Annotated in this window: 11 protein-coding genes and 1 pseudogene; 3 read left to right on the plus strand and 9 right to left on the minus strand. The window is 54.5% G+C overall.

Going from position 1 to position 11,405, the window contains the following annotated elements:
- Nucleotides 1-112 precede the first annotated feature (112 nt).
- The 3 genes from ligD to BR48_RS0101395 all read right to left on the minus strand — a co-directional run bounded on the left by ligD (nt 113) and on the right by BR48_RS0101395 (nt 3,242).
- Complete coding sequence (gene ligD, locus BR48_RS0101380) at nt 113-1,171, minus strand: non-homologous end-joining DNA ligase (RefSeq protein WP_027229686.1); 1,059 nt, start codon at nt 1,169-1,171, stop codon at nt 113-115.
- A gap of 107 nt (nt 1,172-1,278) precedes the next feature.
- A complete protein-coding gene (locus tag BR48_RS23475) occupies nt 1,279-1,713 on the minus strand; it encodes a thermonuclease family protein (protein WP_051614432.1) in 435 nt (144 codons plus the stop codon).
- 335 nt (nt 1,714-2,048) lie between these two features.
- Complete coding sequence (locus BR48_RS0101395; RefSeq protein WP_027229687.1) at nt 2,049-3,242, minus strand: SH3 domain-containing protein; 1,194 nt, start codon at nt 3,240-3,242, stop codon at nt 2,049-2,051.
- A gap of 180 nt (nt 3,243-3,422) precedes the next feature.
- Between BR48_RS0101395 and BR48_RS0101400 the strand changes: the two genes are divergently transcribed.
- On the plus strand, nt 3,423-3,653 hold the full coding sequence (locus BR48_RS0101400) for a hypothetical protein (protein ID WP_027229688.1): 231 nt from the start codon (nt 3,423-3,425) through the stop codon (nt 3,651-3,653).
- Between the two features lie 14 nt (nt 3,654-3,667).
- Here the strand turns inward: BR48_RS0101400 and BR48_RS26060 are convergent, their stop codons facing one another.
- The 3 genes from BR48_RS26060 to BR48_RS0101415 all read right to left on the minus strand — a co-directional run bounded on the left by BR48_RS26060 (nt 3,668) and on the right by BR48_RS0101415 (nt 4,563).
- Complete coding sequence (locus BR48_RS26060; protein ID WP_155810783.1) at nt 3,668-3,832, minus strand: hypothetical protein; 165 nt, start codon at nt 3,830-3,832, stop codon at nt 3,668-3,670.
- 25 nt (nt 3,833-3,857) lie between these two features.
- Nucleotides 3,858-4,169, minus strand: coding sequence for a hypothetical protein (locus tag BR48_RS0101410; RefSeq protein WP_027229689.1), 312 nt, complete (start codon nt 4,167-4,169; stop codon nt 3,858-3,860).
- Between the two features lie 73 nt (nt 4,170-4,242).
- On the minus strand, nt 4,243-4,563 hold the full coding sequence (locus BR48_RS0101415; protein WP_027229690.1) for a hypothetical protein: 321 nt from the start codon (nt 4,561-4,563) through the stop codon (nt 4,243-4,245).
- 317 nt (nt 4,564-4,880) lie between these two features.
- Between BR48_RS0101415 and BR48_RS0101425 the strand changes: the two genes are divergently transcribed.
- Nucleotides 4,881-6,668, plus strand: coding sequence for a hypothetical protein (locus BR48_RS0101425; protein ID WP_051614436.1), 1,788 nt, complete (start codon nt 4,881-4,883; stop codon nt 6,666-6,668).
- 1 nt (nt 6,669) lies between these two features.
- Here the strand turns inward: BR48_RS0101425 and BR48_RS0101430 are convergent, their stop codons facing one another.
- The 3 genes from BR48_RS0101430 to BR48_RS0101440 all read right to left on the minus strand — a co-directional run bounded on the left by BR48_RS0101430 (nt 6,670) and on the right by BR48_RS0101440 (nt 10,370).
- Nucleotides 6,670-7,638 carry a formylglycine-generating enzyme family protein gene (locus BR48_RS0101430; RefSeq protein ID WP_027229692.1) on the minus strand — a complete coding sequence of 323 codons (969 nt, stop codon included), beginning with the start codon at nt 7,636-7,638 and terminating at the stop codon, nt 6,670-6,672.
- Between the two features lie 24 nt (nt 7,639-7,662).
- Nucleotides 7,663-8,634, minus strand: a complete 972-nt coding sequence (locus tag BR48_RS0101435; RefSeq protein WP_245273337.1) for an HAD family hydrolase — start codon at nt 8,632-8,634, stop codon at nt 7,663-7,665.
- Between the two features lie 80 nt (nt 8,635-8,714).
- Entirely contained in the window at nt 8,715-10,370 is a 1,656-nt protein-coding gene (locus BR48_RS0101440; protein ID WP_027229694.1) for an arylsulfatase, read from the minus strand.
- Nucleotides 10,371-11,103: 733 nt separating this feature from the next.
- Here BR48_RS0101440 and BR48_RS0101450 point away from each other — a divergent pair.
- Nucleotides 11,104-11,405: pseudogene (locus BR48_RS0101450) on the plus strand (arylsulfatase); the annotation flags it as partial.

Here is an 11,405-nt window from a genome sequence, read left to right on the forward strand (position 1 = left end):
GAGCCGATCCCGAGTGATATTTCCGTGTCGCTTGAACAGCTTGCGAAGGCACATCACAGGGCCGGAATACCGGATGCTTACAAGGTTCCGTTCTCAAAATGGAGGTCGGCGGCTAGCAATTGCCGAGGTCCATCACTTCAGCATGATCCTCAACCTGGCGGACGCCCTTGAACGACGGATGTCGCAAGTGCCCGTCGTGCGTCCAGGCGCTGAAATTCACTTCGGCGACCAGCGTGGGCTCGACAAAGACCAGGTTCTTGCCCTTGATCGGGACCACTGGTTTGTCGATCCGCATTGCATCGAGCTGAATACGCAGATCACGTGCGAGCTTCGCCGAGAACCCGGTTCCCACGTTGCCGGCGTAGACAAGCTTATCGCCGTTCCGTGCCGCCAAAAAAAGGCTGGCGATCGAACCGCGAACCTTCTGGCTCGGCTCATACCCGATTACCGCAAAGCTCTCGCTGTTAACGCACTTGATCTTGAGCCAATCGCCGGTGCGGCCGGAGCGGTATGGCGCATACTTGTTCTTGGCGATGATGCCTTCAAGTCCATGTGCGCAGGCATGGCGCAGCAAGGCTTCGCCGTCGTCGTGGATTTCCTCAGATAGGCGGATGGCCCCGGTTTCTCCGTCGAGCAAGTTGCCAAGCAGATGACGACGCGACGACAGTTCAAGGCCCGTCAGATCGTGGCCGTCGAAATAGAGCAGATCGAACGCATATAGCACGGCCTCGTGTGCGGCACGCGTTGCCTTGCGCCCGCCAAGTGCCCGCTGGAGCAAACCGAAATTGGGCACGCCCTTTTCATCGAGCACCACCGCTTCCCCATCGAGGATCATGGTGGCGGGGCCAAGTTCCTTGGCGGCCGCTGCGATCGAGGGGAAATAGCTCGTCCAATCATGCCCGCCACGCGTGATGATCCGCATGCGATTGCGCTCGACGTGAACGGCCAAACGATACCCGTCCCATTTGACTTCGAACATCCAATCCGGACCGCTGGGCGGCTTTGATTTGAGCAGCGCCAGGCAAGGCTCGATGCGCTCGGGCATCGGGTCGAATTGCAAGCGAGGCTGGCGTTTGTCGCGCGGTTTCGGCGCCGGGACGATCAACGGCGCATTGAGGTCCGAAAGAAGACCGATTGTTTCGAGCCTGCGTGTGGATCGACGTTTCGCCATTCCGTCATTGGGTCCAGAAAATGTTTAAGATAATGCGATTGCGCATGTTCTTACTATCGACGGCCTATTGTCCAGTACGCGCCACTTCAGCTTAGGCTGGTGGCAAATTACCGCTCACACCACACGTTACCGCTATTCGGCCACGGTTGAGCGAGCTTTTCGGCCAAGAGAACTTCGCCTGCGTCCCTGCCGTCCGAAAGGATCACCCGAACCAACAGTCGTTTGCTGCGATCTTCACGTCCATCGTAAACGAAGCCGTACTCGTTATGCGTCATCAGTTCCTGAAGGCGGATCATAGCCTCCTTGCCTTTTGCCAATTCGTCGGCGCATCCTGGCTTGGAAATTTCAGGCGTATCAATATCAAGCAGCCGCCATTTCTTGCCGTTTTCCCAGCCGGTGTCGCCGTCGACCAGACACGTTACTTTTCTGGCCGCCCGAAATCCGCCCGAACATATGTCCATCGCCGAGGCAGGGGCGCCGTAGAGGCATCCTAGAAGCACGGTCGTTGCTAAAGCTATTGTTTTCATCCGCAGTGGTTGCATGTTACCTCGGAAGGTAACTCTTGCGGCCAGTGTCGCTAATGCAGTAGTGACCGCCTCGAGGGCCGATGCAAAACAAGCCGGCACGACAAGAGCACTCGCCCGAGGGCGTGGGGGTCATGTCGTCTTGACCGTCATCGTTATCCGCCAACCCTCGCTCGGCTTGGCAAGATTTCTTGCTCCCGCTGACCGATCCGTCATTGCAAATAAACGTGTCGCCTTGGCAGCGTGAAATACCGCCTTTACTGCCACTGCACGGCGTATTGGCTGAGCCCGCTGCGCTTGCCAAGATCAGGAACGAAGCCGCGAACGCCATTCGCCAAATGATCCCCACGGCCCTACTCACAGCACGCTTTTCCGACGTAAGTGTTCCCGACCGTCATGAATGCGTCGTCCGGGATACTGCCATTGGACTTCATCACCTTCAGCGCTTCGGCGGCGCGCTTTGCCGGATATGTCCCCGACAGGGTCACTGCGAACCAATGATTGGTCGCATAATAAGCGGTCAGGCGCATTGAAGACTTCGCCATATAGGCCTGCGTCTCGGGATAATTGTCGAAACTGGCGATCTGAATATATCGGTTGTTGAATGGCATGCTGACAAACTGGTCGACCTTCACCCAATTGTGGTGGAGATAGCCGGTCTGGCCCATAACATTCACGTAATACCAGCGGTCGTAGACATTCAGAATGCTGACCGGATCACCGTTCTTGACCATTCCCAATTTCTGACTTGCCTGGTCAGTTGATGCGCGAAGGAACTCCGATCCTTCCGGGTGGCGTACCTTTCCTGTGCGTGCCAGCGGAATTTCGAACCGCGCGTCTATGGCCGGAATTGAACTGTCGGGCAGTGCGGCCGTGGTTCTCGGGGCTGGAAGCTGTGTCGGGGCGGGCGGCGCGATATTCTGACCGCTGGCGACGTTCTGATCCTCCGACGGCATCGGTGTCGTAACGCGATAAGCTGTCATCTCGCTCTTGGACAGATAGCGAATATCGTCCTTCTCGTATTTCAGCGACAGCTCAAGCAATGCCGGGTCGACGCCCATCTCCGTCATGTAGGAAATTGTTTCAGCGGTAACGTGCTGGATTTGCGATACAGCGGCATCAAGATTGAGGTTGGCACTCCCCGAGAACGAGGATTTATGAACGCCGATCGCACCCGGCTCTGCCATGCGCACGACGCCCCCGAGAAACGCCAGCGCGCAGGCCGATGCGCACTCCACGCTCCCTCGCGGCTGATAGGTCGCCAGGTTCAGTATTCGTATCAGTCGGCCGAGCTCCATTGCCTTGACCGGATTACCTCCGGGCGAGTTGAACGAGACAAATATGGGATCAGTCTGCTTTACCAGCTGGGCGAACGGCGCAAGGTTTTCATCGAATTCGAACTCACCCTGAACTGCAATATATTTTATACCGTTCGTGAGTTGCCCCGACGTGAATGTCAGCGCCGTGGCGACTGAGGTTCCAGCGCCCACCACACCCAATGCGAGCAGCATCGTTTGCAGATGCCCGCCAACTCGTACCCATTTCATTTTACAAAATTCCCCAATACCCGAAGAGCAACTTATTGAGGCGGCTCTCGAGCGTCAATTCAGCTCTTCAGCCTGTGCTCAAATACCACGAAAGGCTGATCCGACGGGTTAGTGACGGTTATGAAGGCCACGTGCATAGTATCTGAGCGCACGTATTCGACAGGCAATCAGGAGCGATTTTTGACGCCCGAGCGATTTAAAGAATGCCTCTCCCTCTTGCGCTGGTCTCAGATCGATCTTGCGGCCGCATTGGAATGCGACATTTTTCTCACGAACGCTTGGGGCAACGGGCTCGAACCGATCCCCGCTGAGATTTCGGCGTGGCTCGAGAAGCTCGCTAAGGCTCATCACAAAGCTGGTATTCCCGATGGCTATAAGGGTGCAGTGCTGAAGATGAAAGTTGGCGGGTAGGACAGAGAGGTGGTTCAGGTATTCCGCTTCGTCATTACCCTTCGTAATTCTGTCTCGATCGACAGGAACTGGTCACGATGCATCGCGAGCTGGGTCGTATCCGCAACAGCGACGATAGCCGCAAACACCTCATCTTCACCCCACCCGGCTGCGACGGCCTCTCCGAAGAGTTCAAGCAACTTATCTTCAATCGCCCTCTGGCAATCACTCGAGCGATCTTTGTGGCCGGACGGCTTGCGTGGTCTTTCGATCGCCATATGAAACACTCCCATCATCCATCACGGTACGACGTTTTTTCGCACGGACTTGGGCCAATATCCGCTCGCGATTTTTAGCATACCATGCGTTTTGCTGCTCTTTGTATTTCTCTGGGTTTGCTTTCCGCCATTGTCTTGATCGCTCGGCTTCCTTCGCTCTCTGATGGGGGGAGAGCGGGTTCTCGGCGCGCCACCGCCTCATCCTCTCTGCGTTCTTCGCTTTGCGCAAAGCTTCTTTATCGTTATCCTTGTACGTCATATTTTCTTTCCGATGCGCACGACACTGCTGCTGCTAAGGTTGTCGACTATCTCCTAATGGCAAAAAGAGACGCTCAACCTCCGGTGCATGCGGACGGCACGGCCCGGCCAATTCCCCACGATAGCTTCCCCTGCACAATACTCAGCGTCTGTCGGCCATTCGAAAAAGTCGTTCCTTCTGACCCCATGGGGGGCAGCTCGACCTCTGTTGCGCCGTTGACGGATACCGAAGCGCGATCGCCGAGGAGACGCACTGCCAGATGCGTGCCGTCGTCGCACTTGTAGTTGCTGACCGGATAGGGGTTGCCCGCGCCCACCGACGCTCCAGGCGTGGATGGCTCACTGCTTGCAAGCACCAAGGCGCTGATTGCCGCGATCGATAGATGACCCAACATGATAGTTCTCCAAACTGGATCGAGAGTAGATGAAATAGAGAATGATGTCTTCTCCGGAGGACGATGTCCGCGTAGACCTCATCTTCACCCCAACCTCCCAGAACCTTTTCAATTATGTACAACAATTCTGCCACAAGACGCAGCTCTGCTTAGGGCTGAGTTAGGATTGCTTGACCATCCTCGAACAGGTTTAGCGCGACCTCTGGCACTTTTCGTCTGCAAGGCGCTGCAATGAAACTTTCGTGCCATCGGAACGGTTACTTGATTTCAGGATATTCAGACTGAAATATAGGCAACGTCGTTCTGCGGAGTAGTTCATGGCATCGAAAGGGCAGCCTAGTAAATCGTGTGCTTCCTCGCATCTTGCCGAGGAGAAGGAGATTAGGGCTGAGCTTCAACGAATTCTTGTCAGTACCGAATTTAAGTCAACGCCGCGCCGTAGGCGGCTGCTGAATTACTTAGTCGGCGAGCTTCTTGCTGGACGGGAAAAAAGTTTAAAGGGCTATACTATCGCGACCGAGGTTTTCGGTCGTGATGAACGTTTTGATCCACAAGCAGATCCAGTCGTCCGGCTTGAAGCACGCCGGCTACGCCACGACCTCAACAGCTATTACGTTGCTGCAGGCCGGAACGATCCTCTTCGCATCAATGTGCCAAAGGGCCAGTACGCGCCAATAATCGAATGGATGGACAGAGACCAAATAACTGGAAGCCGGAAACCGCTAAGTACGAACAGTTTGCCTAAACATGCGATCTCGGTGGCATTTTTTCTGCGTGCGCTATTGCGGCGCCGATACTTAGTTGGTGGCGTTGTGCTGGCGCTATTTGGCTTGGCAGCGACTGTCACCGTTGCCGTCTGGCAAGGACAAGGAAGAGGAGATGCGGAGGGCCACGGACCCGCATTGGCCGTTTTGCCATTCAAAGCCGACGGCGGTGGTACCGAACAAAAGCTCTTCGGTGGCGGCATGGCCGACGAGATACTTACCAGTCTCGGGAGGTTTCCTGATATCAGGCTGTACTTGCCGTCGGGGAACGACAAAGTGCTGGACGATCCAGTCGAAGTGGGTCGCCGCCTTGGACTGACCTACATTGTAGACGGCAGCGTTGGTCCCAATACAGAACGCAGTGGAGTGGTTATTTCGACGCGGCTCATCGAAGTACAGACAGGTCGCATCGTTTGGACAGGAAAATATGACCGCTCATACTCGGCCGAGTCCCTTCAGGTAGTACGAGATGATATTGCTGCGTCTGTCGCCACGTCTCTTGGTCAGACTTACGGCATCGTCCGTACGGATGAACTGCATAGGATGGCCGAAGATTCATCAGCGAGCGTATCAAGCTATGGATGCGTTCTTCAGTCTTATCTCTATCGGCGTTCCTTGTCGCTTGAGGCATATATGCCAGCGCTGACATGCCTTGAAGCGGCAGTGCAGCGCGACCCCGGATATGCCGAGGCATGGGCGATGCTGGGTTGGTTAGAGATGGATGCGGGGCGATTCGGCTGGGCGACCGGAACACGTGCTGACGAGGCGTATTTCCGTGGCCTCGAAACGACTTCAAAGGCACTTGCGCTTGACGCCAACAACATCTCGGCGCTAAAGGCGCGTTCTTCAATCTATCACTACCTGGGCAACTTCGCCGAAAGCGAACGCCAGCAGCGCCGCGCACTAGCCCTCAACCCAAACGATCCCGATACCATGGCACAGCTTGGATGGCGTCTGGCAGTGCGTGGGAGGTTTGACGAAGGCATCCCGCTTTTGAAGCAAGCCATCGAGCGGACGGTCAATCCCCCGGGTTGGTACTACCATCTCATCGCCATACACGAGTACCTCGAAGGCCGATATAGCGAGATGCTCTCTACGGCACAGACCGCTACGGTGGATGGATCCGGTTTGAGTTGGTCGTTGGTAGCGATTGCGGAAGGCGAACTTGGCCACAAGGAGGGAGCGAAGCGCGCTTTAGCAAACATGGCCGACATTTCACCAAGACTTGGACGGAACCCGTCCGAAGTATATCGGCGTGCCCAGGCGACAGATTCAATTGTTCAGTCGTTAATGTCCGGTTTGCACAAAGCCGGGTGGCAGGAGCCGATCAAACCCCAGTGATTTATGGGAAGGCACTCTCATTCCGAACTATGCAACGGAAACCAACGTGGCTTGTGGTTGTATCAATTTCCTGAGCATGCCGAGCAGCCGGACGGTAGCGCCGACAATAGTTCGGTGCACACAGATGGGATCCGCCCTTTAGTACTCGTCGTGGAATAGCAAGATCGGCCTGCACTGGATCGATGCTGTTCTCGGCATTGGTGCTTCGTGGGTTAACGGGAATACAGCAAGCCTTTGCTGCGGGCGTGGCATGGCGCGCCGACCAGAAATCCGTCGTCCACTCCCAAGTATTTCCGATCATATCGTAAAGTCCGAGTCCATTTGGCGGATATGATCGGACAGGCGAGGTTCTATCGTAACCGTCGCTTTTCAAATTCTGTGTGGGGAAAATCCCCTGCCAGATATTGGCGAGATACGTGCCATCTGGCGTGAGTTCATCACCCCATGCAAACTCCGTTTGTTCCAGTCCGCCGCGAGCTGCAAATTCCCATTCGGCCTCGGTCGGCAGCTCTTTACCTGCCCAGGCGGCAAAGGCCTCCGCGTCAGAGAAGGCGACATGCACAACGGGATGATCAAGAATGTTGCCTATGCTGCTTTTCCGGCCAAGGGGATGTTTCCAACAGGCGCCGTAGTTGAAAATCCACCATTGGGTGATGTCCGGTCCGTTTATTTTTTTCGGCGGCGTAAAAACCAGCGATCCCGCTCGCAGATTCTGCGGAGGCGCACCTGGGTAATCTTTGGCGACAAGCCGCTTCTCGGCGAACGTCACATGCCCCGTCGCATTGACAAACTCCAGGAACTGCCGGTTCGTCACGGGTGTTCTATCCATCCAGAAACCATCGACCTTGACGGGATGAGCGGGCGCCTCTTCCGGATAATGCCGGTCCGAGCCCATGGTGAAGGTTCCACCAGGAATCCAAGCCATGTTGTCTGTCGGCGATACTTCTATTTGGATATTTGACGGTCGCATCGCACTCTCTAATATTGCTTTCTGCTACTGGGGGTAAACCTGAATCCAGTCATTCTTCATGCTAACTACCGTCCAGCCCTGCGTTTTGCTTGCGGAAAGGGCGCGATCGAGCTTTCCGAAGTGGGAGTTCCGATCGTAGGCGAATTCTCTCTCTGCATCGTCATGGTGAACGATCAGGCCAAGACTACGTTTGGCACCCGACGTTGTCCATTCCAGCATCTCAAAATCACCATCTGAATTCCCGAATGCAGCAATTGGGCGGCGGCCGATGTGGGTATATATCCCGACTGGCTTCCCTGGGCCGTCGTCAATGAAATCGATCTCGGGAAGGCGCACAATGGCGGGTTTACCCTGTACGTGTTCGAGTTTTGATTTTATAGAGGAACCAACTACGTTTTGCGACGGTATGCCATAGACGCGCTCAGTCCAGGGGCGCATGAACTCTATGCCGCCCCCTGATACGATGAACACTGTGAAATCGTTAGCTTTCAAGTAATTCACCAGCTCGAGCATCGGTTGGTAGACCATCTCGGTATATAATTTTCCTGTCTTGGGATGTCGTGCAGTCGCGATCCAGTCACCAGCAATTTTTGAAAATTCGTCCCCAGTCATTCCCGCATGTGTGGCTGCCACGAGCTCAACCAGACCTTTTTCACCCGACGCTGCAACGCCGGCCAAGTCCCCTGAAAGTACCGATTTGAAAGGCTCTGTGTTCTTCCACTCTGGATGTGCTGGAGCGAGGCTCTTTACACGGTCGAGGGCAAAAGCGAGTTGAACGTACATGGGCTGTTCGCCCCACAACGTCCCGTCGTTATCGAACACAGCGATCCGGTCCGTTGCAGGAATATAATCTCCGCTGCCTTCCGTTGAGACGGCTTTAACAAAATTGGTCACTTGTTGCTTCGAGGCACCGTTTTTCCAAGATGGAAGATCATCGGCCGACGCGGAGTAAGGAACCAAAAACAGAACTGTCGCGAACGCGAGCCCAACAAGCATGCGTATGGAGGGGGTCATGAAATTACTCCCTGTTTTGAGTGGTAGTTGCAGGTATGCACCAGCAACTACCGATTCGTTATTCAGTTTCCGCTTGCCGCACCGATGCTAAAGCCCTGTTTCTCTAACTCGCTACGTACAGACTCGAAACGTTGGTACTGCGTCAGCGTAATAGGCCCAGCGTAGCCCTCGCTCTGAAGCTTGCGCGGTGGGTATTGGACGTAGGTCTTCATCAGCCTGGTTATCTCCTCATTAATAACAGGCAGATACCAAGTATGCTCGGTATAGTTGTTCATAAATATATCATATCGCTCCTGCGGATCCTGTAGGAGATCAAAGATTTGCGGAACAGTTGCAACGTACTGTTCTGGTCCTTTCCAACCGAGGTTGGTATCAACTGCAAGCCCACCGGTCGTGACGCCATTGTCACCCCGGAGGTTGAACACAGCCTTGTAGTTACCTACGCGAGCAGCGCCCGGCGACAGTTCATTTTCCGTGAAATAGAACCAGGATTTACGCTGCGACGGGCCTTCGCCTAGCCAGACCGGGGTCATGTCGTAACTGTCGAAAATAATCGGTTTTCCTTCGCGGTCGTTTTTAGGTAGCTCAATGCCAGCGACGCTGGCGAATGTCGCCATCAAGTCAAGCCCGCCAACGACTGCCGCGCTCTTGGTGTCGGGCTTTACCTGGCCAGGCCAGCGTACAATCGCCGGAACTCTGTTACCACCCTCACGGACTGTCCCCTTTGTACCGCGGAAGGGGGTGTAACCGGCGTCCGGATATACGTCCTGCCAGGCGCCGTTGTCCGTTGTCCAAAAGACGATTGTGTTATCACGCAGACCGAGGTCATCCAGCTTCTTGAGAATATTGCCAATCCGTGCGTCCAGTTCAACGACCGAATCTGCGTATTTTGATTTCGAGATCGATTTACCCTGAAAATCTGGGTGAGGAAGATTGGGCTGGTGCACCTTCATAAAATTGACGTTGATATAAAAGGGATGATCGGATTTGGAGGCCGCATCCAGAAATTCTTCTGCTGCTTTCTCAACGTACCCATCAAAATAAGGAATACCGACGACGCCCTTGTCAGGTGTATCGACATACTGACCGTTAATTTTGAAGTCTTCGTGGGGTTTTTCTCCCGCTTTCCCGGATAAAGACCCCTTTGTGACGTCTTTGAACATCTTTCGTAACTCTGGATCCATGTCCGGAAACCAGGTGTCGTCCGCGTAAGTGTAAGCGTTCAGGTGATACAGGCCGACATACTTCATAACGTCGTAGCCCTGCGCATTCGGGAGCGCATAATCAGCCTCACCGAGGTGCCACTTTCCAGTGAAGTAGGTGTCATACCCTCCCTGTTTTAGGACTGAGCCAAGTGTCCATTCAGCAGCCGGAAGGCCGCCGCCCTGACCCTGAAATGCTACCGTTGTCATCCCTGATCGGTTAGGTATCCGACCGGTTTGAATCGCAGCCCGTCCGGGAGTGCAGCTCGGTTGAGCATAAAAGGACGTGAACATCATTCCGTCCTTCGCAAGCTGATCAATGTTAGGCGTGGGCATGCCTCTGGCTTCACCCCCCAGATAGGGACCAGTATCCCCATACCCAGTATCGTCGGAGACAATGAAGAGGATGTTTGGTTTCGGGGCAGGCTTGGGAGTTTCTTGGCTGAATGCTGATGGACTGGTCACTGAAATTGCCGCACAAGCGAGCAATGTTGCAATGGTGGGGGATCTACGCATTTGCACTTCTCCTTGGTGAATTAACTATCCTCGTCGCGCTGTCGCCAGTTTATGATCTCCTGCAAGTGTTCTCTAATTTCCTGCTTAATCTCCTCGCACAAAAGTCGATATTCTTCTGCCCTGCCTCCGTCAGACTTCCAGCGCTCAAGAGCAGATTGCGCGGTTGCATAGTCTTCACAAAGCGTGCGAAATTCCGTTGAGCTGGCGTAAAGGCGCCGAAGTTGGAATTCTTGACAAGGAAATGTAGTGATCAGCAAGGCCAAGTCTGACATGACGGATCATTTCCGAAAACGCAGCAGAATCCCACTCAACTCTCGATCGAGTCTCGGTGCGAGGTTCGTACAGGTACGAACATGTTTCCATTTTCTGTGTCAGTTAGATTAAGGAACGCACTCCATAGCCAAGGCGACGCGTGGGGCAAGTGTCCTTTAACCATTCTTGCAGCAAGCAGCGCGAACTTTTTGTATAGCCCCTTGAAGGCTTATCGCCGTTCCCACGTTCGATGCTCAGGTCCGACCCAAAATGGTGGCGACAAACAAACGATCTTCAATCGTTCGAACAGCGCGAAGGTGTTCCGCGCGCGTTAACAAGCCTAACATTTTCGCAAAGCGTGCATCGACCGGAACTCGGAGGAGCGCAAATTTACGTGCGGATTTACCGTAACGTACTTCGCACCCATGAATTTTCACGCCTGAATTGCAAATGCATTTTCATCGCTTGAGGAGAATTCCCGATGAAGGATACAGAGACCGGAAAGTCGGACGGAGCACCTTCCGTCAGCCGCCGCGAACTTTTGCTTGGCGGCAGTTCCCTTGCCGTCGCGGCCCTTGCTGTGGCCTCCACCGTGGATCGAAGTAACGCACAAACTCAACAGCCAGCCGCCGAAGCCCAATCCGGCGGGTCAGGTAAGCCGCCGAACATTCTCGTCATATTTGGCGACGATATTGGTATTCCACAGATCAGCGCCTACACAATGGGGTTGATGGGGTATCGTACTCCGAATATCGACCGCATCGCAAAAGAAGGCGCGATCTT

This window comes from Phyllobacterium sp. UNC302MFCol5.2 (assembly GCF_000686005.1).
Classification (GTDB): Bacteria; Pseudomonadota; Alphaproteobacteria; order Rhizobiales; family Rhizobiaceae; genus Phyllobacterium; species Phyllobacterium pellucidum.

What these genes read in the sequence shown, in the direction of transcription:
- BR48_RS0101410 (WP_027229689.1), bottom strand. Translation starts at nt 4,169, where the DNA reads ATGACGTACAAGGATAACGATAAAGAAGCTTTGCGCAAAGCGAAGAAC.
- BR48_RS0101425 (WP_051614436.1), top strand. Translation starts at nt 4,881, where the DNA reads ATGGCATCGAAAGGGCAGCCTAGTAAATCGTGTGCTTCCTCGCATCTT.
- BR48_RS0101415 (WP_027229690.1), bottom strand. Translation starts at nt 4,563, where the DNA reads ATGTTGGGTCATCTATCGATCGCGGCAATCAGCGCCTTGGTGCTTGCA.
- BR48_RS23475 (WP_051614432.1), bottom strand. Translation starts at nt 1,713, where the DNA reads ATGCAACCACTGCGGATGAAAACAATAGCTTTAGCAACGACCGTGCTT.
- BR48_RS0101395 (WP_027229687.1), bottom strand. Translation starts at nt 3,242, where the DNA reads ATGAAATGGGTACGAGTTGGCGGGCATCTGCAAACGATGCTGCTCGCA.
- ligD (WP_027229686.1), bottom strand. Translation starts at nt 1,171, where the DNA reads ATGGCGAAACGTCGATCCACACGCAGGCTCGAAACAATCGGTCTTCTT.
- BR48_RS0101435 (WP_245273337.1), bottom strand. Translation starts at nt 8,634, where the DNA reads ATGCTTGTTGGGCTCGCGTTCGCGACAGTTCTGTTTTTGGTTCCTTAC.
- BR48_RS0101440 (WP_027229694.1), bottom strand. Translation starts at nt 10,370, where the DNA reads ATGCGTAGATCCCCCACCATTGCAACATTGCTCGCTTGTGCGGCAATT.
- BR48_RS0101430 (WP_027229692.1), bottom strand. Translation starts at nt 7,638, where the DNA reads ATGCGACCGTCAAATATCCAAATAGAAGTATCGCCGACAGACAACATG.